This window comes from Bacillus sp. FSL R9-9497 (assembly GCF_038005805.1).
In the GTDB taxonomy this organism is placed as follows: Bacteria; Bacillota; Bacilli; order Bacillales; family Bacillaceae_G; genus Bacillus_A; species Bacillus_A cereus.
Genome location: NZ_JBBOTY010000001.1, coordinates 85001 through 108178, shown reverse-complemented (window position 1 = coordinate 108178; position 23178 = coordinate 85001). Strand labels below are relative to the sequence as shown.

Genomic DNA, 23178 nt, shown 5'->3' with positions numbered 1-23178 from the left:
TAAAAAGATAAAGAGCGTCAATGCTTCAACGCTCTCCTCTTCTTAATTTTTCTAATTTTTCTGTAATATCCTTACTAAATATCTTTCGCATGGCAGGCTGCTGTTCTTTCGCGTCTTTTGTACGCCTTCTTACTTGTTGTTCCATCGCTTGTACTTCCAACTCTAATTCACGCGCAGATTTTCGAAGGGCACCTTGCCCAAATATAACCCATTGTTCTGTATAATCAGAAGTCGCAACATATATTTGTGTATTTATATTTCTAAGCTCTATTGCAAGTTGCTCTATCTTTTCGTCTGCAGTTTGATTCTTTCGTGTGAATATTACTTCTACACGAGATTGTTTCATCTTTTTTTCAATACCATGGACTGTATAGGCATCAAAGACTATCATCACTTTTGTGCCTGTATAACCTTGATAATCCGCCATCTTATCAATAAGCGCATCTCTTGATGATTGTAAATCTACATCCCGCAGTTTCTTCAAATCTCCCCAAGCTCCGATAATGTTGTAACCGTCAACGATTAAAATATCGTTCATTTTTTATTTACCAATTTCGTGACGTTTACGATATACCTCATACATTAACAAACTTGCGGCTACTGAAGCATTTAAGGATGTAACTTTACCAACCATCGGTAGAGTGATTAAGAAATCACACTTTTCACCAATAATACGACTCATACCTTTTCCTTCACTACCAATTACTAATCCAATCGGCATTGTACCATCTAAATTACGGTAATCCGTTTTCCCTTTGGCATCTGTACCAGCAATCCAAAGTCCACGCTCTTTTAATTCATCAATTGTACGAGATAAGTTTGTTACGCGCGCAACAGGAATGTATTCAATCGCTCCTGTTGATGCTTTCGCAACTGATGCTGTAAGTCCCACAGCTCTTCTCTTCGGAATAATAATTCCATGAGCTCCTGTTGCATCAGCAGTACGCATAATAGAACCTAGGTTATGCGGATCTTCAATCTCATCTAAAATCAAGAAGAACGGATCTTCATTACGTTTTTCTGCCACTTTGAATAAATCTTCTAACTCTGCATACTGATATGCAGCTACTTGAGCAATTACACCTTGATGATTACCCTCAACTAATTGATCTAACTTTTTCTTTGGTGCATGTTGTAAAATAATCTTATTTTCTTTCGCTAACGCTAGTACAATTTGTACTTGTCCTTTGGCAGCACCTTCTGCGATCCAAATTTTATTAATATCTCTCCCTGATCTTAACGCTTCAATTACAGGGTTACGTCCGATAATATATTCACTAGTCATGATGATGTGCCCCCTTCCTTTTCTTCTAAAACTGCAATTGCCTTATATACAATTTCGTCTAATCTTTCACGATTATTTAATAAATGATGATAACCAATTAGTGCTTCAAAGGCTGTACTATGTCGATATGTTTGTACATCCGTATTTTTCGGAACTGTACCTGAATTTGCATTACGCCCTCTTCTTAATACCGCCTCTTCTTCCTCTGTCAAAAATGCCGTCTCTAATAAATGATAAACAACTTTCGCCTGTGCTTTTGCTGAAACAAAGCTCGTCCCTAAGCGATGTAATTGATTAGGGCGAACTTTTCCTTTTTGAAGGAGGTGATAGCGGATATATTGTTCATATACCGCATCACCCATATACGCTAACGCCAAGCTGTTTAATTGCTTTGCATCAATCATCCTTATCCTCTTTTCCATCTTGTACCTTGAGCGGTATCTTCTAAAATAATATTACGTTCTTTTAAATCGTCACGAATTTGATCAGACAATGCGAAATCGCGATTTTTACGAGCTTCAATGCGCTTTTGGATAAGCTCTTCAATTTCTTCATCCAGTAATTCTTCTTTTGATAATTCTAATCCTAAAATATCAAATAACGTTTCCAGTTGTTTTACGTATGCTTCAATCACAACTTTAGATGTATGCTCTTCAAGTAAATATTGATTTGCATGATTTGCTACGTTGTATAATTCGGTAATTGCATTTGCAGTGTTAAAGTCATCATTCATTGCCTCTTCAAATGCAGTCTGGAATTTCTCTATTTCAGCTAACCATTTCTCATTATGGTCCGTTAAATCCGTACTACTCTCCATACGATGCTTTAAGTTTCCATAAGCTGTTTTAATTCTTTCCAGTCCATTATTCGTACTTTGTAATAACTCTTCACTAAAGTTAATCGGGTGACGATAGTGTACTGATAACATAAAGAATCTAATTAACTGCGGGTCGTATTGCTTAATAATATCGTGAACTAAAATAAAGTTACCAAGCGATTTAGACATCTTCTCATTGTTAATATTAATATATCCATTATGCATCCAGTAACGTGCAAACGTTTTTCCAGTCAATGCCTCTGACTGCGCAATTTCATTTTCATGATGCGGGAACGCCAAATCTTGCCCACCAGCATGAATGTCAATTGTATCCCCTAAGTACTTACGCGCCATTGCTGAGCATTCAATATGCCATCCTGGACGTCCTTGCCCCCAAGGGCTTTCCCAGAAGATTTCTCCTTCTTTCGCAGCTTTCCATAAAGCAAAATCAAGAGGGTCTTGTTTCTTTTCCCCTACCTCAATACGAGCACCGTGACGTAAATCTGCGATTGGTTGATGTGATAATTTACCGTAACCTTCGAATTCCTTCGTCTTAAAGTACACATCACCCTCTGATTCATATGCATACCCTTTATTCACAAGTTCTTGAATAAATTCAATAATGATATCCATATTTTCTGTTACACGAGGATGAACTGTTGCATGTTTGCAACCTAGTGCTGTTACATCTTCAAAGTACGCTTCAACAAAACGATCAGCAATCGTTGGTACATCTTCACCTAATTCATTTGCCGCTTTAATTAATTTATCATCTACGTCCGTAAAGTTAGATACATATTGCACATCGTATCCTTTGTATTCTAAATAACGACGCACTGTATCGAATACCATAGGAGGTCTTGCATTCCCAATATGAATGTAGTTATAAACTGTAGGTCCGCATACATACATCTTTACCTTATTTTCTTCTAATGGAACAAACTCTTCTTTTTGACGTGTTAACGTATTATAAATGTGAATAGTCATTTTTATCCTTCCTTTCTACCTTTAATTCCAATTGTTTCTTCAATTTATCAAGTTCTACTTCCATAGCCTTTAATTTATCAAAAATCGGATCTGGAAGGTCAGAGTGATTTAATTCTTGACCAATCTTTACTCCATTTTGAATAACGACACGGCCAGGTATACCTACAACTGTAGAATGTGCAGGAACTTCTTTTAATACGACAGACCCTGCTCCGATTTTAGAATTCTCTCCCACAGTAATAGACCCAAGAACTTTAGCACCCGTCGCAATTAATACATTATCCTGAATTGTTGGGTGCCTCTTCCCTTTTTCTTTTCCTGTACCACCTAATGTAACCCCTTGATAAATCGTTACATTATCACCAATTTCACAAGTTTCTCCAATTACAACTCCCATTCCATGATCTATAAAAAAGCGTCGACCAATAGTTGCTCCTGGATGGATCTCAATGCCAGTAAAAAAGCGACTCACTTGTGAAACAAAACGTGCAAGAAAGAAAAAATTCCTTTTATAAAAAGCATGTGCAATTCGATGGGCCCAAACTGCATGTAATCCAGAGTAAGTTAAAATGACTTCGAAATAACCTCTTGCCGCTGGATCCTGTTCAAAAACGACTTCAATATCTTCCCGAAGCCTCTTAAACATCGGTGTTCCCTCCCCTTTATGGGCTGCTTTTTTGTCGAACGAACTAACTCCCCTAACTCATCACTTCTCCCCTAATTCTTTATATAAGGGGAGAAATTCTATATCTCTACCTATTTACACGGTATAAAAAAAAGGCGTCTCTGTCATATTGACAGAGACGCCTTTTAAGCGCGGTTCCACTCTGTTTAGGCTTAAAAAAGCCTCAAACTCATCCATGATAACGGTGTACACCGCTTCTGCTTACTTTGCGGCCTAAGACGTCCCACGAAGCAATTCGCTGTTCAGCAGAAGACTCGAAGGGGCATTTCAAAAATCCGCTTATAAACCACTCCCAGCCTAAAGGTGGTTCTCTCTGTAAAAAGCCTGATTTTCTACTTCTCCTTCTCGTCGCTTTTCCTTATTAGATTTTAGGTATACTTATTATATTTCTAAATCTAGAAAATGTTAACCAATTACTTTTTGAAGACGATTTAAAACTTTTTCTTTTCCAAGAAGTGCAATAGCATTCGGAAGCTCTGGACCATGCGTTTGTCCTGTAGTTGCAACACGGATTGGCATAAATAAATTTTTACCTTTATGTCCTGTTTCCTTTTGAACTGCTTTAATTGCTGCCTTAATTGCTGCTGGCTCCATTGCTTCTAGAGCTTCTATTTGACCAGCAAATGCACGAAGTACTTCAGGTACTTGTTCACCATTTAATACTTCTTGTCCTTCTTCTTCATAATCAACATGATCTTTAAAGAACATTTCAGAAAGCTCTACAATTTCAGCTCCAAAACTCATTTGTTCATGGTATAAAGCAATTACATCACGAATCCAAGCTTGGTCTTGTTCGCTTAAAGTTTCTCCCACACGTCCAGCTTTCACTAAATGCGGTAAGCTTAACTCTACAACCGTATCTAAATCTTGCTTTTTCATATACTGGTTGTTCATCCATTTTAGTTTTTGAGAATCAAATAATGCAGGTGATTTTGATAAACGAGCTGCATCGAACATTTTGATAAACTCATCTTTAGAGAAGATTTCTTCTTCTCCTACCGGAGACCAACCTAGTAGTGCAATAAAGTTAAAGATTGCTTCTGGAAGATACCCAAGCTCTTTATATTGCTCAATAAATTGAATAATAGATTCATCACGCTTACTTAACTTTTTACGACTTTCATTAACAATTAGAGTCATATGACCGAATTGTGGAATATCCCAGCCGAAAGCTTCATAAATCATCATTTGTTTCGGTGTATTTGAAATATGATCATCACCACGAAGTACATGTGTAATTTCCATTAGATGATCATCTACTGCTACTGCAAAGTTATAAGTTGGAATTCCATCTTTTTTCACAATAACAAAATCACCGAAATCATTTGAATGGAACGCAACTTCATCTTTTACGATATCTTTGAATGTGTAGTCACGATCAGCTGGTACACGGAAACGAATACTTGGAATACGTCCCTCAGCTTCAAATTCTTTCACTTGTTCTTCAGTTAATTCACGGTGGTTACCTGCGTAACGAGGTGTTTCACCGCGAGCGATTTGTCCTTCACGCTCTGCTTCTAGCTCTTCTTCTGTCATGTAACATTTATAAGCTAGACCACGCTCTAATAAATCTTCATATAATTTTTTATAAATATCTAAACGCTCTGTTTGGCGATATGGTCCAAATTCACCACCAACATCAACACCTTCATCCCAGTCCATACCGAGCCATTTCAAGTATTTTAATTGGCTTTCTTCTCCACCAGCCACGTTACGTTTTACATCAGTATCTTCAATACGAATAATAAATTTGCCATCTAAATGACGAGCAAATAAATAATTAAATAATGCCGTACGCGCATTTCCGATATGTAAGTGTCCTGTTGGACTTGGCGCGTAGCGCACTCTCACTTGCTTTTCCATAATTGGTACACCTTCCATTCTTAATGTCAACACATTCTATAATTGTACACCAAAAAAATGTGATTATCCATCTTACGAATTAAAAACCATTATTTTTTCTGTAATAAAACAACCGCTTGAGAAGCAATCCCTTCTTCTCTACCTGTAAATCCTAATTTTTCTGTTGTTGTTGCCTTTACATTAATGTTATTGATAGACGTTTCTAACAGTTCACTAATGCGCTTACGCATGCTCTCAATATGTGGTGCCATTTTTGGTTTTTGAGCAATAATTGTACAATCTAAATTTCCTAACTCGTAACCTTGTTCACGCACAAATTCCCAAACTTTTTGTAACAATACAGCTGAATCTGCATCTTTAAAAGCTGGGTCTGTATCAGGAAAATGCTTTCCGATATCTCCTGCTGCAATCGCACCTAAACATGCATCAGCAATCGTATGTAACAATACATCTGCATCTGAATGACCGATTAATCCTTTCTCGTGTGGAATTGTAATTCCACCGATAATCAACGGACGCCCTTCCGCAAATTCATGTACATCAAAACCTTGTCCAATTCGAAACATCCTTACTTCCTCCTTAAGCTAAACTACTGAGCTTTATGACTCTATATTATATCGCTATCCTTATAAAGAAAAGCCCGGCTGTTGCCGAGCTTTTCTTTATTAACACATCATCAACTTTATTTCTTCTGAACACGAAGGAAACTTTCAGCAATTAGTAGATCTTCCGGAGTCGTCACTTTAATATTATAGTAACTCCCCTCCACTACACCAACTTGCTTCCCAACGCGTTCTACGAGACTTGCATCATCTGTGCCAAGAAAACAACTTTGCTTTGCGCTTCTATGAGCTTCTAGCAAAAGAGAAACAGAGAATCCTTGTGGTGTTTGTACAGCGTTAAGTTGAGACCGCTCTACCGTTTCTACAACAACACCCTGCTCTACTTTCTTAACAGTATCTTTTACTGGCACTGCACAAATGGAAGCTCCATATTTTTCTGCTGCAGTTAATACATCGCGAATCACTTTATTCGTTACGAACGGGCGCGCCCCGTCATGAACAAGAACATATTCGACACCACTCGCATACTGAAGTGCGTTATATACGCTATCTTGTCTTTCGGCTCCACCCTGAATAAATTGTACGTGCTTTTCAATCTGGTACTTCTGCACCAACTCTTCAAAATACGGGCGTTCTTCTTCGTTAATTGCCATAATAATACTTTTGCACGCTTTATCTTTTTCAAAAGCACGCAATGTGTGCACAATAATTGGTACTTCATCTATAAGTAAAAATAACTTATTTTTACCAGCACCCATTCGTTTCCCTTGGCCCGCTGCCGGAATAATTAATGTATACATATTAATAATCCTCTACTTATAATGCTTTTTCTAGCAATTTACGTTTTGCGAAAATCATACGACCAGCCGATGTTTGTAATACGCTAGTAACAAGTACATCAAGTTGTGAACCCACATACTCTCTACCATCTTCTACTACAATCATCGTACCATCATCTAAGTATGCAACACCTTGATTCTGTTCTTTACCATCTTTCACAACATAAACACTTAATTCTTCACCAGGGAGTACGACTGGTTTAATCGCATTAGCTAAATCATTAATGTTTAACACCGTAACCCCTTGTAATTCAGAAACTTTGTTTAAATTGAAATCGTTTGTTACTACAGTTCCACCAGTGATTTTTGCCAACTTTACAAGCTTGCTATCTACTTCTTGGATATCATCGAAATCGCCTTCATAAATTTCTACCGGAATTGGCATCTCCTTTTGAATACGATTTAAAATGTCTAGTCCTCTGCGGCCACGATTACGCTTTAAAGCATCTGAAGAATCGGCAATATGCTGAAGCTCTTCTAATACGAATTGTGGAATGACGATTGTTCCTTCTAAAAACTTTGTTTGGCAAATATCTGCAATACGTCCATCAATAATTACACTCGTATCGAGAATTTTCCAATGAGTCGTAGATTTTTCTGCTTCGACCTCTACCTCTTCATTCTCACTATTGTTTTTCTTCTTACCTCCGCGTTGGGGTAATGTAAATAATCCTAGCAATTCATTCCTCTTTTTAAATCCTACTTGGAATCCTAAATATCCAAGTAAAAGGGTGAAGAACACTTGCAACACCGTACTAATAACTGGAATTGTAAATTCACGAATTGGTATCAAAATTAAATATGCAACAATAAGACCAGAGATTAATCCTAATGTACCAAATAAAACATCTGCTACAGGCGCCTTTACAAGAGCCTCTTCAATATGCTTAATAAGTTGAACAATATAATCTACAAGCCAAAATGTTGTTAAAAATAAAATAATTGCACCAATAATTGCACGAACATACGATCCTTCCAACAAAGGAACCGCACCGATATCTAATACATTAATAATTTTTGGGATTAAGTAAATCCCTAACGCTCCCCCGATCACTAAAAAGAAGAGCTGTACAATCCGTTTTAACATCCAACCACCTCCTACTCATTATTAACCATTGTTTCGCTAATCAAAACGCCGAATGCAAAAGCGGACGTGTTTTTTTGTAAATAGTTTTATTTACCAATATATCATATCATATACCAAAAATGTTCTAGTGTCGTTATATTATAGAATCAATGTAATATTCTTAATTGTGTCTACTCATATAGAGATGCTCTTGAATTCTTTTTAGACCTTCTCGTATTTTCTTCGCTCTCACTTCTCCAATTCCTTCCACATCATCCAATTCATTAATAGTTGCTCGGCAAACACCTTGCAATGTTTTAAATCGATTAATTAAATTTTCGATAATAAGTGGCGGAACACGAGAAATCTTGCTTGTGATTCGGTATCCTCTAGGTGTCACACTTTCTTCTAAACTTGTTTGTCCTGAATACCCGAGTAATTTAACTAAATCACTATCCTCTAAAAGTTGTGTATTTGCAAGATCTTGTAACTTTTTCAAGATTTGATGATGGTCTTGTGTTTTCTCCTGGTGATAATCTTTAATTAACAATGCTGCCTCTGCCTCTAAATCAGCTAGTAATTCTGTAAGCTGTAAACGAATTAACCTACCTTCTGTTCCTAGCTCATGAATATAGCTCAATATTTCATTTTTTATACGCAGCACCATTTCAACACTATGTAAAACGTGAACCACCTCGGACATTGTAACGACCTCTTCAAATTCTAGAATACCCAAATTCGTAATGCCGTCATTCCATACAGCCTTATATTTTTCTAGCGTTTGAATTGCTTGATTTGCCTTCGTTAAAATGACACCTATATCTTTTAATGTATAACGTAAGTTCCCTTGATATAGCGTAATTACATTACGTCTTTGTGAAATGGCCACAACAAGGCTGCCCGTCTGCTTTGCTACACGCTCTGCTGTTCGGTGACGCATACCTGTTTCAATAGAATCAATAGATGAATCCGGAACTAACTGTGCGTTTGCAATTAAAATTTTACTTCCAGTTTCATTTAAAATAAGTGCTCCATCCATTTTTGCTAATTCATATAAACTAGCAGGAGAGAATGCGCAATTAATATGAAAACCACCATCAACAATGCTTTTAATCTGCTCATTATACCCAAGAACAATTAGTCCCCCTGTTTGTGCGCGAAGTACATTATCTATCCCTTCGCGCAGTGGTGTTCCCGGGGCCACGAGCTGTAAAATATTAATTATACTTTTGACACGTTGCTTATTTTCTTCCATAGCCTAGCCTCCTAATGTCAAACGAAGCGCTTCTCCTAAATTAGAAACACCTACAACCTCAATCCCCTCTGGAATTGTCCACCCCCCTAAATTTTTTCTAGGAATGATAGCACGTTGAAATCCTAATTTAGCTGCTTCTTGTACACGTTGTTCGATTCTTGATACTCTTCTTATTTCTCCAGTTAATCCAACTTCTCCTATTACCGCATCAGTTGGTGCCGTAGATTTATCTCTAAAACTTGAAGCTATACTTAAGGCAACAGCTAAATCAATTGCCGGTTCATCTAATTTCAAACCACCAGCTACTTTTAAATACGCATCTTGATTTTGTAATAGTAAACCTGTTCTTTTCTCTAGTACCGCCATAATAAGCGAGACACGATTATGATCAATTCCTGTCGCCATTCTTCGAGGATTTCCAAAACTAGTAGGGGAAATTAATGCCTGTATTTCTACTAAAACTGGTCTTGTTCCTTCCATTGAGGCAACTACTGTTGAACCTGCAACTCCAACTGGTCTTTCCTCAAGGAAAATTTCAGAAGGATTTAAGACTTCTGCAAGGCCAAGTTCTTTCATTTCAAAGATACCCATTTCATTCGTAGAACCAAAACGATTCTTTACAGCTCGTAAAATACGATATGTATGGTGTCGATCTCCTTCAAAGTAAAGAACTGCATCGACCATATGTTCTAGCATACGCGGTCCCGCAATTGCACCTTCTTTTGTCACATGCCCTACGATAAAAATTGGGATTCCCTTTGTTTTTGCAAGTTTCATTAATTCTGCTGTACATTCACGTACTTGCGCCACACTACCAGGAGCTGATGTCACTTCAGGTAAATGTATCGTTTGAATAGAATCAATAACAACAAAAGCAGGATTCATCTCTTCAATATGTGCTGCAATACGCTGTAAATCTGTCTCTGATACAACAAATAGATTACTACCATTTACATGTAAACGATCTGCACGAAGTTTAATCTGCTTTGCTGACTCCTCACCTGATATATACAATACATCATATGAAGCATCTGCTAATTGCGAGGAAATCTGTAATAATAACGTTGATTTTCCAATCCCAGGGTCCCCACCAATAAGTACTAAAGATCCATCTACAATTCCGCCACCTAGTACACGGTTAAACTCCTGAAATTTTGTTTCAATACGTGCCTCAGACTTTGTTTCTACTTCTGTAAGACGTCTTGGTTTTGTTACTTCTGTTTGAATTGCATTTGCATAATTTAGGCGTCTGGATGATACAACGGGTTCCATCTCTTCAACAAGCGAATTCCATTGACCACACCCTGGACATTTACCCATATATTTTGGTGATTGATAACCACACTCTTGACATGTGAATTTTGTTTTCTTTTTAGCCATATCTTTTTATATTTCACTTCGCTTTCATCTATAAACATTTGACCTTCTCGTACAAGAAAGAGGGCTATCTCGTAGCCCTCTTAGTTTGTCTATACTTATTTTACCTTTTCAGCACTATGAATGACAAATGTTTCCCCTTCTACATCAAAGATAACTTTTTGCCCTTTCTCAATAGCACCTTTTAAAAGTTCTTCCGATAGTCTATCTTCTACATGCTTCTGAATTGCTCTACGTAGTGGACGAGCACCATATTCACGATCAAACCCTTTATCAGCAATAGCTGCAATCGCCCCTTCTGTTAATTGCAATTCAATTTCTTGTTCTTTTAAGCGATTCACTAACTGATTTACCATAAGAGTCACAATTTCTTGAATATGTTTTTTCTCAAGCATATGGAATACGATAATTTCATCAATACGGTTTAAGAATTCTGGACGAAATGCCTTTTTCAGCTCATCCATTACTTTACCTTTCATATCCGAATAATCACGGCTTTCATCTTGTACGTTAAATCCAAGATGTTTGTTACGTTTTAACGCCTCAGCACCAACGTTAGACGTCATAATAACAATCGTATTACGGAAGTCAACTGTACGTCCTTTAGAATCAGTTAAACGACCATCTTCCAATACCTGTAGTAAAATATTAAATACATCGGGATGCGCCTTCTCTACTTCATCTAATAGGACAACTGAATACGGCTTACGACGAACCTTCTCTGTTAATTGTCCGCCTTCTTCATACCCAACATATCCTGGAGGAGAACCAACTAAGCGAGAAGTTGAATGTTTCTCCATATACTCAGACATATCAATGCGAATCATTGCATCCTCATCACCGAACATAGATTCTGCCAATGCTCTTGCTAATTCTGTTTTACCTACACCTGTTGGTCCTAAGAAAATAAATGAACCAATTGGACGTTTCGGATCTTTTAGTCCTGCTCTTGCACGACGAACAGCTTTCGCTACAGCCACTACCGCTTCATCCTGGCCGATGACACGATCATGAAGAATGGATTCTAAGTTTAATAATTTATCAGTCTCTGTTTGTGCAAGTTTAGAAACAGGGATACGTGTCCATGTAGAAACGACATTTGCAATATCTTCTACCGTAACCTCTGAATTTTCTTTTCCTTGTTGCTCTTTCCACTGACGCTTTGTATCTTCCAATTTCTCACGTAAGCGTTGTTCCATATCACGTAAGGAAGCAGCCTTTTCAAACTCTTGACTTTGTACAGCCGCATCTTTTTCTTTTCGAATTTCCTCAAGCTTCACTTCAAGCTCTTTTAAGTTTGGTGGTGTTGTATAAGAGCGTAAGCGAACCTTTGAAGCAGCTTCATCAATTAAATCAATTGCTTTATCCGGTAAGAAACGATCCGTAATATAACGATCAGAAAGTTTTACAGCTGCATCAATTGCATCATCTGTAATAGACACACGGTGATGCGCCTCATAACGATCGCGTAAACCTTTCAAGATTTGAGTTGATTCTTCTAGACTCGGCTCATCAACATGAATTGGCTGGAAACGTCTCTCTAAAGCTGCATCCTTTTCAATATATTTACGATACTCATCTAAAGTTGTCGCACCAATACATTGTAATTCTCCGCGTGCTAAAGATGGTTTTAAAATATTTGATGCATCGATTGCACCTTCTGCTCCACCTGCACCGATTAATGTATGAAGTTCATCAATAAATAGAATAATATTCCCTGCTTGACGTATTTCATCCATTACTTTCTTTAAACGATCTTCAAACTCACCACGATATTTCGTCCCAGCTACCACTGTTCCCATATCTAGTGTCATAACACGCTTATCTCTTAACGTTTCAGGAACTTCATTATTTACGATTTGCTGTGCTAACCCTTCAGCAATTGCTGTTTTACCTACACCAGGCTCTCCAATTAACACTGGATTGTTTTTTGTTCTACGGCTTAACACTTCAATTACACGTTGAATTTCTTTACTACGTCCAATAACAGGATCCAAACGATTCTCACGTGCAACAACTGTTAAGTCGCGCGCTAAACTGTCTAGTGTCGGTGTATTGGCATTTGTCGATGAACCACCTTGGTGACCTGAACTCGCTTCGTTACTTCCAAGAAGTTGTAACACTTGTTGTCTTGCTTTGTTGAGGCTTACGCCTAAATTATTTAAAACACGTGCCGCTACACCTTCACCTTCACGGATTAAGCCAAGTAAAATATGTTCTGTTCCAACGTAAGAATGTCCTAGCTTACGCGCTTCATCCATAGACAATTCAATAACTTTTTTAGCACGAGGTGTATAATGTACAGTTTGAGAAGCTTCTGTTCCACGTCCAATTAACGCTTCTACCTCTTTTTGCACTTTTTCCGGGCTCAATCCAAGAGCAATTAACGCTTTTGCTGCAATTCCTTCACCTTCGCGTACAAGCCCAAGTAAAATATGTTCTGTTCCAATATTATTATGCCCAATGCGAATTGCTTCCTCTTGAGATAAAGCTAATACTTTCTGTGCTCTTTCTGTAAATCTTCCAAACATCATAGAAATCGCCTCCTACTTGCGCTTAGTTTTTTTCAATACGTAATCGCTCACGGATTAAGGTTGCTCTTCGATAATCTCTTTCTTCTGGTCCTAAAGGTCCTCCTGCGTATTGTTGTAAAATACCTGGTTGCGTAAGAACCATTAGCTCAGTCAAAATATTTCTCGATATACCTTTTATATATCCTAGATCAATACCAAGTCGTACATCCGATAAGCAAGTTGCCGCTTCTGCAGATTGAATTAAACGACTGTTTGCTAGTATACCGTAAGAACGATAAACCTTATCTTCAAGCTCAATACTCGAATTTTGTACAATTAATTCTCTGGCCAATTTTTCTTGTTGTATAATTTGCTGCATGACACTCTTTAAATCTGCAATAATATCTACTTCGGATTTCCCTAGCGTCATTTGATTTGATACTTGAAATATATTACCTAACGCTTCGCTACCTTCACCGTATATTCCTCTTACTACTAACCCTAATTTTTGAATTACTTGTATAATACGGCTAATTCTTTTTGTTAAAACCAGCCCTGGTAAATGAATCATTACAGAAGCTCTTAATCCTGTACCAACGTTAGTAGGACAACTCGTAATATATCCAAGTGATTCATCAAAAGCATATTCAACCTCTTTCTCAATCCAATTATCTATTTGATTAGCGCTTTGAAGCGCCTTTGATAACTGTAGCCCTGGAAATAGGCACTGAATCCTAATGTGGTCTTCCTCATTAAGCATCACACTAATGTGTTCGCTTTCTGATAACAGACATGCTCCATATTCGGTCCCTGCGAGATTTGGACTAATTAAATGCTTTTCGACTAAAACTCTCCTTTGAAGAGGCGTTAATTCATTCATTTTTAATAATCCAAACTTCCCAAAGGGCTCTACCGATTTATTTATAAATTTCTTTTTAAATAATTCTTGAACCTGTTGAGCTTCCTCTTCGTTTTGCATAGTAGAAAATTGATATTGCTTAAAATTACGAGCCAAACGAATTCGACTACTTAAAACAATATCAGAATCAGGGCCATCCCCCTTCATCCATGGACTAATCGCTTCATTCATAATTTTGTCCAGTGACATAGAACTACTCCCCCTCTCTATGCTCACTAAGCTGAGTTTCAAGCCCTCGAATTTCATCTCTTACCTCAGCAGCTTTCTCAAACTCCTCATTCTGTACATATTGTTTCAGAATAAGTTTTAGTTCATCTAATTCTTTCTTTAAGTGGATATTTCCTTCCATTCGTTCCGGAATTTTTCCACAATGTTCTGTATGTCCACCATGAAGTCGCTTTAACAATGGGTTTAAGTGTCCTTTAAATGTATCGTAACAAGAAGCACAACCAAAGCGTCCCACTTTTGTAAAATGTTCATATGTCATCTTACAATCTGGACATCTTACTGTATTTGTATTTGAAAACCCGTTTTTTTCTTCTCCAAACATTGTTGATTCACCGTGTAATAAACCAGCAAATACATCATGAAATGAAAAGTTAGACTGTGATGATTGAAAGAAAGACGTATAGCCACTTTGCTCCGCACATTGCTCACAAAGATGAACTTCCGCCTTCTTCTCGTTGATTACTTTTGTATAATGTAAAGTTGCTGGTCTTATATTACAGTTTTGACAAGTCATCAATATCCCCACCTTTAAAATAGGAACGATCTACCTCATGATACTTTTCATACATTACTAGATTGTCCTCTTTCCTTAATCCATTTAGATAAAAGTACATGCTCTTTTTCAAAACTTCTACAATATTTAACTGCCCTATCTTAATTATCATTCTTTTACAAAAGCTGTATTTATTTATATTTCAGTGTTCTTAACATTGCGCATAATATTCGAGCCCTAAGTTCATCTCGAGAAGGAATATCCATTGATAATACAGAACGATCTAGTACACTTAACATTAGTTTTGCTTCACGGCCTGTTATAATTCCCTCTTCTAATAAACGTATAATCATACTCTCTGCATTCCCTTGTGCAACGCTATGATCAATCATATGAAGCATTTGATCAATAATGTCTATATCATCATGCAGTTTGACTTTTATAATGCGAATGTAACCTCCACCACCACGTTTACTTTCTACTATAAATCCTCTTTCTAATGTAAAACGGGTATTGATTACATAATTGATTTGAGATGGTACGCACTCGAATCGATCCGCAATCTCATTTCTTTTGATTTCAATCACATTATTATTACTTAAGTCAATAACTTGCTTTAGATATTGCTCAATGATATCAGATATATTTCTCATTTATCCGCCACCTTTATTGACTTTGACTATCTTTGACTTTAATTATATACGTATTAATAAAATTTGCAACTCTTTTGCTTATTCACTATCCTAGCCACATTCCCCTGTATTTAATCAACATGGTAATTATTTAAGCACATTTTTTTAATTACTATGGATTATAAAAGAAAACACGAAAAAACACGAGTCATTTGACTCGTGTTTAGTTGCTTGGCGACGTCCTACTCTCACAGGGACAAGGTCCCAACTACCATCGGCGCTAGAGAGCTTAACTTCCGTGTTCGGTATGGGAACGGGTGTGACCTCTCTGCCATCATCACCAAACTATTGAAGGCATATTCCTTCAAAACTAGATAACATTTGCTACATATTATATGGTTAAGTCCTCGATCTATTAGTATTCGTCAGCTCCACATGTCACCATGCTTCCACCTCGAACCTATCAACCTGATCATCTTTCAGGGATCTTACTAGCTTACGCTATGGGAAATCTCATCTTGAGGGGGGCTTCATGCTTAGATGCTTTCAGCACTTATCCCTTCCGCACATAGCTACCCAGCTATGCCCTTGGCAGAACAACTGGTACACCAGCGGTGCGTCCATCCCGGTCCTCTCGTACTAAGGACAGCTCCTCTCAAATTTCCTACGCCCACGACGGATAGGGACCGAACTGTCTCACGACGTTCTGAACCCAGCTCGCGTACCGCTTTAATGGGCGAACAGCCCAACCCTTGGGACCGACTACAGCCCCAGGATGCGATGAGCCGACATCGAGGTGCCAAACCTCCCCGTCGATGTGGACTCTTGGGGGAGATAAGCCTGTTATCCCCGGGGTAGCTTTTATCCGTTGAGCGATGGCCCTTCCATGCGGAACCACCGGATCACTAAGCCCGACTTTCGTCCCTGCTCGACTTGTAGGTCTCGCAGTCAAGCTCCCTTATGCCTTTGCACTCTACGAATGATTTCCAACCATTCTGAGGGAACCTTTGGGCGCCTCCGTTACACTTTAGGAGGCGACCGCCCCAGTCAAACTGCCCACCTGACACTGTCTCCCGGGTCGATAAGACCCGTAGGTTAGAATTTCAATACAGTCAGGGCGGTATCCCACCAGCGCCTCCACCGAAGCTAGCGCTCCGGTTTCAATGGCTCCCGCCTATCCTGTACAAACTGTACCAAAATTCAATATCAGGCTACAGTAAAGCTCCACGGGGTCTTTCCGTCCTGTCGCGGGTAACCTGCATCTTCACAGGTACTATAATTTCACCGAGTCTCTGGTTGAGACAGTGCCCAAATCGTTACACCTTTCGTGCGGGTCGGAACTTACCCGACAAGGAATTTCGCTACCTTAGGACCGTTATAGTTACGGCCGCCGTTTACTGGGGCTTCAGTTCAGAGCTTCGCTTACGCTAACCCCTCTCCTTAACCTTCCAGCACCGGGCAGGTGTCACCCCCTATACTTCGCCTTACGGCTTCGCAGAGAGCTGTGTTTTTGCTAAACAGTCGCTTGGGCCTATTCACTGCGGCTTTCCGTTAAGAAAGCACCCCTTCTCCCGAAGTTACGGGGTCATTTTGCCGAGTTCCTTAACCAGAGTTCTCTCGCACACCTTAGGATTCTCTCCTCGCCTACCTGTGTCGGTTTGCGGTACAGGCACCTTTTATCTCGCTAGAAGCTTTTCTTGGCAGCGGGGAATCAAAGACTTCGCTCCATAAGGAGCTTCCCCATCACAGCTCAGCCTTTACGATAAGCGGATTTGCCTACTTATCAGCCTAACTGCTTGGACGTGCACAACCAATCGCACGCTTCTTCTATCCTTCTGCGTCCCTCCATTGCTCAAACGATAAAGAGGTGGTACAGGAATATCAACCTGTTGTCCATCGCCTACGCCTGTCGGCCTCGGCTTAGGTCCTGACTAACCCTGAGCGGACGAGCCTTCCTCAGGAAACCTTAGGCATTCGGTGGACGGGATTCTCACCCGTCTTTCGCTACTCATACCGGCATTCTCACTTCTAAGCACTCCACCAGTCCTTACGGTCTGACTTCACTGTCCTTAGAACGCTCCCCTACCACTGATACCATTCGGTATCAATCCGCAGCTTCGGTGGTGTATTTAGCCCCGGTACATTTTCGGCGCAGAGTCACTCGACTAGTGAGCTATTACGCACTCTTTAAATGGTGGCTGCTTCTAAGCCAACATCCTAGTTGTCTAAGCAACTCCACATCCTTTTCCACTTAATACACACTTTGGGACCTTAGCTGGCGGTCTGGGCTGTTTCCCTTTTGACTACGGATCTTATCACTCGCAGTCTGACTCCTAAGGATAAGTCATTGGCATTCGGAGTTTGACTGAATTCGGTAATCCGATGAGGACCCCTAGTCCAATCAGTGCTCTACCTCCAAGACTCTTACACTTAAGGCTAGCCCTAAAGCTATTTCGGGGAGAACCAGCTATCTCCAGGTTCGATTGGAATTTCTCCGCTACCCACACCTCATCCCCGCACTTTTCAACGTGCGTGGGTTCGGGCCTCCATTCAGTGTTACCTGAACTTCACCCTGGACATGGGTAGATCACCTGGTTTCGGGTCTACGACCACGTACTAAACGCCCTATTCAGACTCGCTTTCGCTGCGGCTCCGCCTCTTCAGCTTAACCTCGCACGGGATCGTAACTCGCCGGTTCATTCTACAAAAGGCACGCCATCACCCGTTAACGGGCTCTGACTATTTGTAGGCACACGGTTTCAGGATCTCTTTCACTCCCCTTCCGGGGTGCTTTTCACCTTTCCCTCACGGTACTGGTTCACTATCGATCACTAGGGAGTATTTAGCCTTGGGAGATGGTCCTCCCAGATTCCGACGGAATTTCACGTGTTCCGCCGTACTCAGGATACATTCAAGAGAGAACGAAGTTTCGACTACGGGGTTGTTACCCTCTACGACGGACCTTTCCAGGTCGCTTCGTCTACCTCGTTCCTTTGTAACTCCGTATAGAATGTCCTACAACCCCAAGAGGCAAGCCTCTTGGTTTGGGCTATGTTCCGTTTCGCTCGCCGCTACTCAGGAAATCGCATTTGCTTTCTCTTCCTCCAGGTACTTAGATGTTTCAGTTCCCTGGGTCTGTCTTCCTTACCCTATGTATTCAGATAAGGATACCATACCATTACGTATGGTGGGTTTCCCCATTCGGAAATCTTCGGATCAAAGCTTACTTACAGCTCCCCGAAGCATATCGGCGTTAGTCCCGTCCTTCATCGACTCCTAGTGTCAAGGCATCCACCGTGCGCCCTTTCTAACTTAACCAAACTAAAATTAAAAAATATGAGCTACACTGTTATCTAGTTTTCAAAGAACATACATTTATATTTGAGAGATAGTTCTCTCAAAACTGAACAAAACGAAACACGGAAACTTATATTGATGAACAGCGTTCATCAATTCTCCATAGAAAGGAGGTGATCCAGCCGCACCTTCCGATACGGCTACCTTGTTACGACTTCACCCCAATCATCTGTCCCACCTTAGGCGGCTGGCTCCAAAAAGGTTACCCCACCGACTTCGGGTGTTACAAACTCTCGTGGTGTGACGGGCGGTGTGTACAAGGCCCGGGAACGTATTCACCGCGGCATGCTGATCCGCGATTACTAGCGATTCCAGCTTCATGTAGGCGAGTTGCAGCCTACAATCCGAACTGAGAACGGTTTTATGAGATTAGCTCCACCTCGCGGTCTTGCAGCTCTTTGTACCGTCCATTGTAGCACGTGTGTAGCCCAGGTCATAAGGGGCATGATGATTTGACGTCATCCCCACCTTCCTCCGGTTTGTCACCGGCAGTCACCTTAGAGTGCCCAACTTAATGATGGCAACTAAGATCAAGGGTTGCGCTCGTTGCGGGACTTAACCCAACATCTCACGACACGAGCTGACGACAACCATGCACCACCTGTCACTCTGCTCCCGAAGGAGAAGCCCTATCTCTAGGGTTTTCAGAGGATGTCAAGACCTGGTAAGGTTCTTCGCGTTGCTTCGAATTAAACCACATGCTCCACCGCTTGTGCGGGCCCCCGTCAATTCCTTTGAGTTTCAGCCTTGCGGCCGTACTCCCCAGGCGGAGTGCTTAATGCGTTAACTTCAGCACTAAAGGGCGGAAACCCTCTAACACTTAGCACTCATCGTTTACGGCGTGGACTACCAGGGTATCTAATCCTGTTTGCTCCCCACGCTTTCGCGCCTCAGTGTCAGTTACAGACCAGAAAGTCGCCTTCGCCACTGGTGTTCCTCCATATCTCTACGCATTTCACCGCTACACATGGAATTCCACTTTCCTCTTCTGCACTCAAGTCTCCCAGTTTCCAATGACCCTCCACGGTTGAGCCGTGGGCTTTCACATCAGACTTAAGAAACCACCTGCGCGCGCTTTACGCCCAATAATTCCGGATAACGCTTGCCACCTACGTATTACCGCGGCTGCTGGCACGTAGTTAGCCGTGGCTTTCTGGTTAGGTACCGTCAAGGTGCCAGCTTATTCAACTAGCACTTGTTCTTCCCTAACAACAGAGTTTTACGACCCGAAAGCCTTCATCACTCACGCGGCGTTGCTCCGTCAGACTTTCGTCCATTGCGGAAGATTCCCTACTGCTGCCTCCCGTAGGAGTCTGGGCCGTGTCTCAGTCCCAGTGTGGCCGATCACCCTCTCAGGTCGGCTACGCATCGTTGCCTTGGTGAGCCGTTACCTCACCAACTAGCTAATGCGACGCGGGTCCATCCATAAGTGACAGCCGAAGCCGCCTTTCAATTTCGAACCATGCAGTTCAAAATGTTATCCGGTATTAGCCCCGGTTTCCCGGAGTTATCCCAGTCTTATGGGCAGGTTACCCACGTGTTACTCACCCGTCCGCCGCTAACTTCATAAGAGCAAGCTCTTAATCCATTCGCTCGACTTGCATGTATTAGGCACGCCGCCAGCGTTCATCCTGAGCCAGGATCAAACTCTCCAATAAAGTTAGTTTGTCTAGCATCTAAAATAAAAATTGACGTTTCACGTTGTTTGTTTCGTTCAGTTTTCAAAGAACTAATGGTGGAGCCTAGCGGGATCGAACCGCTGACCTCCTGCGTGCAAGGCAGGCGCTCTCCCAGCTGAGCTAAGGCCCCAAACAAGTATCGGGAAGACAGGATTTGAACCTGCGACCCCCTGGTCCCAAACCAGGTGCTCTACCAAGCTGAGCCACTTCCCGAAAGAAAACGCGCCCGAGAGGAGTCGAACCCCTAACCTCTTGATCCGTAGTCAAACGCTCTATCCAATTGAGCTACGGGCGCATATGGTGCCGAGGGCGGGGGTCGAACCCGCACGGTGGTCACCCACCGCAGGATTTTAAGTCCTGTGCGTCTGCCTGTTCCGCCACCCCGGCATGTCATATTGAAAATTGGAGCGGAAGACGGGATTCGAACCCGCGACCCCAACCTTGGCAAGGTTGTATTCTACCACTGAACTACTTCCGCAAGACATGTTTGAGATATTTTATTAAAAGTGCGGGTGAAGGGAGTCGAACCCCCACGCCAAAGGCGCTAGATCCTAAGTCTAGTGCGTCTGCCAATTCCGCCACACCCGCATATTAATTAAAATGGTGAGCCATGAAGGACTCGAACCTTCGACCCTCTGATTAAAAGTCAGATGCTCTACCAACTGAGCTAATGGCTCTTACAATAAAAACTGGTGCCGACTAGAGGACTTGAACCCCCAACCTACTGATTACAAGTCAGTTGCTCTACCAATTGAGCTAAGTCGGCTAAATGGTGGAGGATGACGGGATCGAACCGCCGACCCCCTGCTTGTAAGGCAGGTGCTCTCCCAGCTGAGCTAATCCTCCATTTTGCCTGGCAACGTCCTACTCTCACAGGGACAAGGTCCCAACTACCATCGGCGCTAGAGAGCTTAACTTCCGTGTTCGGTATGGGAACGGGTGTGACCTCTCTGCCATCATTACCAGACTGTATTCATTTAAGACAAGAATCATTTTAACTTATTTAACTTTTAAAGTCAACAAGTTTTTTATATTCTTTCAAAACTAGATAACATTGCTTCATATTATATGGTTAAGTCCTCGATCTATTAGTATTCGTCAGCTCCACATGTCACCATGCTTCCACCTCGAACCTATCAACCTGATCATCTTTCAGGGATCTTACTAGCTTACGCTATGGGAAATCTCATCTTGAGGGGGGCTTCATGCTTAGATGCTTTCAGCACTTATCCCTTCCGCACATAGCTACCCAGCTATGCCCTTGGCAGAACAACTGGTACACCAGCGGTGCGTCCATCCCGGTCCTCTCGTACTAAGGACAGCTCCTCTCAAATTTCCTACGCCCACGACGGATAGGGACCGAACTGTCTCACGACGTTCTGAACCCAGCTCGCGTACCGCTTTAATGGGCGAACAGCCCAACCCTTGGGACCGACTACAGCCCCAGGATGCGATGAGCCGACATCGAGGTGCCAAACCTCCCCGTCGATGTGGACTCTTGGGGGAGATAAGCCTGTTATCCCCGGGGTAGCTTTTATCCGTTGAGCGATGGCCCTTCCATGCGGAACCACCGGATCACTAAGCCCGACTTTCGTCCCTGCTCGACTTGTAGGTCTCGCAGTCAAGCTCCCTTATGCCTTTGCACTCTACGAATGATTTCCAACCATTCTGAGGGAACCTTTGGGCGCCTCCGTTACACTTTAGGAGGCGACCGCCCCAGTCAAACTGCCCACCTGACACTGTCTCCCGGGTCGATAAGACCCGTAGGTTAGAATTTCAATACAGTCAGGGCGGTATCCCACCAGCGCCTCCACCGAAGCTAGCGCTCCGGTTTCAATGGCTCCCGCCTATCCTGTACAAACTGTACCAAAATTCAATATCAGGCTACAGTAAAGCTCCACGGGGTCTTTCCGTCCTGTCGCGGGTAACCTGCATCTTCACAGGTACTATAATTTCACCGAGTCTCTGGTTGAGACAGTGCCCAAATCGTTACACCTTTCGTGCGGGTCGGAACTTACCCGACAAGGAATTTCGCTACCTTAGGACCGTTATAGTTACGGCCGCCGTTTACTGGGGCTTCAGTTCAGAGCTTCGCTTACGCTAACCCCTCTCCTTAACCTTCCAGCACCGGGCAGGTGTCACCCCCTATACTTCGCCTTACGGCTTCGCAGAGAGCTGTGTTTTTGCTAAACAGTCGCTTGGGCCTATTCACTGCGGCTTTCCGTTAAGAAAGCACCCCTTCTCCCGAAGTTACGGGGTCATTTTGCCGAGTTCCTTAACCAGAGTTCTCTCGCACACCTTAGGATTCTCTCCTCGCCTACCTGTGTCGGTTTGCGGTACAGGCACCTTTTATCTCGCTAGAAGCTTTTCTTGGCAGCGGGGAATCAAAGACTTCGCTCCATAAGGAGCTTCCCCATCACAGCTCAGCCTTCACGATAAGCGGATTTGCCTACTTATCAGCCTAACTGCTTGGACGTGCACAACCAATCGCACGCTTCTTCTATCCTTCTGCGTCCCTCCATTGCTCAAACGATAAAGAGGTGGTACAGGAATATCAACCTGTTGTCCATCGCCTACGCCTGTCGGCCTCGGCTTAGGTCCTGACTAACCCTGAGCGGAC

General features: G+C 41.7%; 15 protein-coding genes, 9 tRNA genes, 5 rRNA genes and 1 other annotated feature (1 of these 30 running past the window's edge). All 29 genes read right to left on the bottom strand.

What is annotated here, in order from left to right:
- Nucleotides 1-25: 25 nt before the first annotated feature.
- Nucleotides 26-538 (bottom strand): NYN domain-containing protein, encoded by a 513-nt coding sequence (locus tag MKY21_RS00580; protein ID WP_000997885.1) that lies wholly within the window; start codon nucleotides 536-538, stop codon nucleotides 26-28.
- 3 nt (nucleotides 539-541) lie between these two features.
- Nucleotides 542-1285, bottom strand: coding sequence for a 23S rRNA (guanosine(2251)-2'-O)-methyltransferase RlmB (gene rlmB / locus MKY21_RS00575; protein WP_000200237.1), 744 nt, complete (start codon nucleotides 1283-1285; stop codon nucleotides 542-544).
- Nucleotides 1282-1689, bottom strand: coding sequence for a Mini-ribonuclease 3 (locus MKY21_RS00570; protein ID WP_000564261.1), 408 nt, complete (start codon nucleotides 1687-1689; stop codon nucleotides 1282-1284). Before MKY21_RS00570 ends, rlmB begins: the two co-directional genes overlap by 4 nt.
- A 2-nt stretch (nucleotides 1690-1691) precedes the next feature.
- Nucleotides 1692-3089 carry a cysteine--tRNA ligase gene (cysS, locus tag MKY21_RS00565; protein WP_000152276.1) on the bottom strand — a complete coding sequence of 466 codons (1398 nt, stop codon included), beginning with the start codon at nucleotides 3087-3089 and terminating at the stop codon, nucleotides 1692-1694.
- Entirely contained in the window at nucleotides 3070-3735 is a 666-nt protein-coding gene (gene cysE / locus MKY21_RS00560) for a serine O-acetyltransferase (RefSeq protein ID WP_000476497.1), read from the bottom strand. The genes cysS and cysE overlap by 20 nt, the downstream gene beginning before the upstream one ends.
- A gap of 150 nt (nucleotides 3736-3885) precedes the next feature.
- Nucleotides 3886-4132, bottom strand: a binding site (T-box leader).
- Between the two features lie 47 nt (nucleotides 4133-4179).
- A complete protein-coding gene (gene gltX, locus MKY21_RS00555) occupies nucleotides 4180-5637 on the bottom strand; it encodes a glutamate--tRNA ligase (RefSeq protein ID WP_000415143.1) in 1458 nt (485 codons plus the stop codon).
- 89 nt (nucleotides 5638-5726) lie between these two features.
- Complete coding sequence (gene ispF, locus MKY21_RS00550) at nucleotides 5727-6203, bottom strand: 2-C-methyl-D-erythritol 2,4-cyclodiphosphate synthase (RefSeq protein WP_000488388.1); 477 nt, start codon at nucleotides 6201-6203, stop codon at nucleotides 5727-5729.
- A 116-nt stretch (nucleotides 6204-6319) separates the two neighbouring features.
- Complete coding sequence (gene ispD / locus MKY21_RS00545) at nucleotides 6320-7000, bottom strand: 2-C-methyl-D-erythritol 4-phosphate cytidylyltransferase (RefSeq protein ID WP_000288288.1); 681 nt, start codon at nucleotides 6998-7000, stop codon at nucleotides 6320-6322.
- Nucleotides 7001-7016: 16 nt separating this feature from the next.
- Nucleotides 7017-8126, bottom strand: coding sequence for a PIN/TRAM domain-containing protein (locus tag MKY21_RS00540; protein ID WP_000919677.1), 1110 nt, complete (start codon nucleotides 8124-8126; stop codon nucleotides 7017-7019).
- A 160-nt stretch (nucleotides 8127-8286) separates the two neighbouring features.
- Nucleotides 8287-9360 carry a DNA integrity scanning diadenylate cyclase DisA gene (disA, locus tag MKY21_RS00535; RefSeq protein WP_000392159.1) on the bottom strand — a complete coding sequence of 358 codons (1074 nt, stop codon included), beginning with the start codon at nucleotides 9358-9360 and terminating at the stop codon, nucleotides 8287-8289.
- 3 nt (nucleotides 9361-9363) lie between these two features.
- On the bottom strand, nucleotides 9364-10740 hold the full coding sequence (gene radA / locus MKY21_RS00530) for a DNA repair protein RadA (protein WP_001085202.1): 1377 nt from the start codon (nucleotides 10738-10740) through the stop codon (nucleotides 9364-9366).
- A 95-nt stretch (nucleotides 10741-10835) separates the two neighbouring features.
- Nucleotides 10836-13271 carry an ATP-dependent protease ATP-binding subunit ClpC gene (clpC, locus tag MKY21_RS00525; protein ID WP_000971184.1) on the bottom strand — a complete coding sequence of 812 codons (2436 nt, stop codon included), beginning with the start codon at nucleotides 13269-13271 and terminating at the stop codon, nucleotides 10836-10838.
- 22 nt (nucleotides 13272-13293) lie between these two features.
- Nucleotides 13294-14358 carry a protein arginine kinase gene (locus MKY21_RS00520; protein WP_000050843.1) on the bottom strand — a complete coding sequence of 355 codons (1065 nt, stop codon included), beginning with the start codon at nucleotides 14356-14358 and terminating at the stop codon, nucleotides 13294-13296.
- A 4-nt stretch (nucleotides 14359-14362) separates the two neighbouring features.
- On the bottom strand, nucleotides 14363-14911 hold the full coding sequence (locus MKY21_RS00515) for a UvrB/UvrC motif-containing protein (RefSeq protein ID WP_000128397.1): 549 nt from the start codon (nucleotides 14909-14911) through the stop codon (nucleotides 14363-14365).
- 170 nt (nucleotides 14912-15081) lie between these two features.
- Nucleotides 15082-15543, bottom strand: coding sequence for a transcriptional regulator CtsR (gene ctsR, locus MKY21_RS00510; protein WP_001244558.1), 462 nt, complete (start codon nucleotides 15541-15543; stop codon nucleotides 15082-15084).
- Between the two features lie 208 nt (nucleotides 15544-15751).
- Nucleotides 15752-15867: ribosomal RNA gene (gene rrf / locus MKY21_RS00505) — 5S ribosomal RNA — on the bottom strand.
- 50 nt (nucleotides 15868-15917) lie between these two features.
- Nucleotides 15918-18840, bottom strand: a 23S ribosomal RNA gene (locus tag MKY21_RS00500).
- A gap of 145 nt (nucleotides 18841-18985) precedes the next feature.
- Nucleotides 18986-20537, bottom strand: a 16S ribosomal RNA gene (locus tag MKY21_RS00495).
- Nucleotides 20538-20612: 75 nt separating this feature from the next.
- Nucleotides 20613-20688 (bottom strand) — tRNA-Ala (locus MKY21_RS00490).
- Between the two features lie 9 nt (nucleotides 20689-20697).
- A tRNA-Pro gene (locus MKY21_RS00485) sits at nucleotides 20698-20771 on the bottom strand.
- Between the two features lie 8 nt (nucleotides 20772-20779).
- Nucleotides 20780-20853: transfer RNA gene (locus MKY21_RS00480), tRNA-Arg, on the bottom strand.
- Nucleotides 20854-20856: 3 nt separating this feature from the next.
- Nucleotides 20857-20945: transfer RNA gene (locus MKY21_RS00475), tRNA-Leu, on the bottom strand.
- Nucleotides 20946-20961: 16 nt separating this feature from the next.
- A tRNA-Gly gene (locus MKY21_RS00470) sits at nucleotides 20962-21036 on the bottom strand.
- Nucleotides 21037-21065: 29 nt separating this feature from the next.
- Nucleotides 21066-21146 (bottom strand) — tRNA-Leu (locus MKY21_RS00465).
- Between the two features lie 13 nt (nucleotides 21147-21159).
- Nucleotides 21160-21235, bottom strand: a tRNA-Lys gene (locus MKY21_RS00460).
- 13 nt (nucleotides 21236-21248) lie between these two features.
- Nucleotides 21249-21324 (bottom strand) — tRNA-Thr (locus MKY21_RS00455).
- A gap of 4 nt (nucleotides 21325-21328) precedes the next feature.
- Nucleotides 21329-21404, bottom strand: a tRNA-Val gene (locus tag MKY21_RS00450).
- Between the two features lie 5 nt (nucleotides 21405-21409).
- Nucleotides 21410-21525, bottom strand: a 5S ribosomal RNA gene (gene rrf / locus MKY21_RS00445).
- Between the two features lie 101 nt (nucleotides 21526-21626).
- Nucleotides 21627-23178: ribosomal RNA gene (locus tag MKY21_RS00440) — 23S ribosomal RNA — on the bottom strand (it continues 1371 nt past the right edge of the window).
- Together the 16S, 23S and 5S rRNA genes with 9 tRNA genes alongside form the textbook arrangement of a ribosomal RNA operon.

Bases quoted from the DNA above. Each gene is read 5' to 3' on its own strand.
- cysS (WP_000152276.1), bottom strand. From the start codon at position 3,089: ATGACTATTCACATTTATAATACGTTAACACGTCAAAAAGAAGAGTTT.
- radA (WP_001085202.1), bottom strand. From the start codon at position 10,740: ATGGCTAAAAAGAAAACAAAATTCACATGTCAAGAGTGTGGTTATCAA.
- clpC (WP_000971184.1), bottom strand. From the start codon at position 13,271: ATGATGTTTGGAAGATTTACAGAAAGAGCACAGAAAGTATTAGCTTTA.
- cysE (WP_000476497.1), bottom strand. From the start codon at position 3,735: ATGTTTAAGAGGCTTCGGGAAGATATTGAAGTCGTTTTTGAACAGGAT.
- rlmB (WP_000200237.1), bottom strand. From the start codon at position 1,285: ATGACTAGTGAATATATTATCGGACGTAACCCTGTAATTGAAGCGTTA.
- ispF (WP_000488388.1), bottom strand. From the start codon at position 6,203: ATGTTTCGAATTGGACAAGGTTTTGATGTACATGAATTTGCGGAAGGG.
- disA (WP_000392159.1), bottom strand. From the start codon at position 9,360: ATGGAAGAAAATAAGCAACGTGTCAAAAGTATAATTAATATTTTACAG.
- ispD (WP_000288288.1), bottom strand. From the start codon at position 7,000: ATGTATACATTAATTATTCCGGCAGCGGGCCAAGGGAAACGAATGGGT.
- MKY21_RS00515 (WP_000128397.1), bottom strand. From the start codon at position 14,911: ATGACTTGTCAAAACTGTAATATAAGACCAGCAACTTTACATTATACA.
- ctsR (WP_001244558.1), bottom strand. From the start codon at position 15,543: ATGAGAAATATATCTGATATCATTGAGCAATATCTAAAGCAAGTTATT.
- MKY21_RS00570 (WP_000564261.1), bottom strand. From the start codon at position 1,689: ATGATTGATGCAAAGCAATTAAACAGCTTGGCGTTAGCGTATATGGGT.
- MKY21_RS00580 (WP_000997885.1), bottom strand. From the start codon at position 538: ATGAACGATATTTTAATCGTTGACGGTTACAACATTATCGGAGCTTGG.
- gltX (WP_000415143.1), bottom strand. From the start codon at position 5,637: ATGGAAAAGCAAGTGAGAGTGCGCTACGCGCCAAGTCCAACAGGACAC.
- MKY21_RS00520 (WP_000050843.1), bottom strand. From the start codon at position 14,358: ATGTCACTGGACAAAATTATGAATGAAGCGATTAGTCCATGGATGAAG.
- MKY21_RS00540 (WP_000919677.1), bottom strand. From the start codon at position 8,126: ATGTTAAAACGGATTGTACAGCTCTTCTTTTTAGTGATCGGGGGAGCG.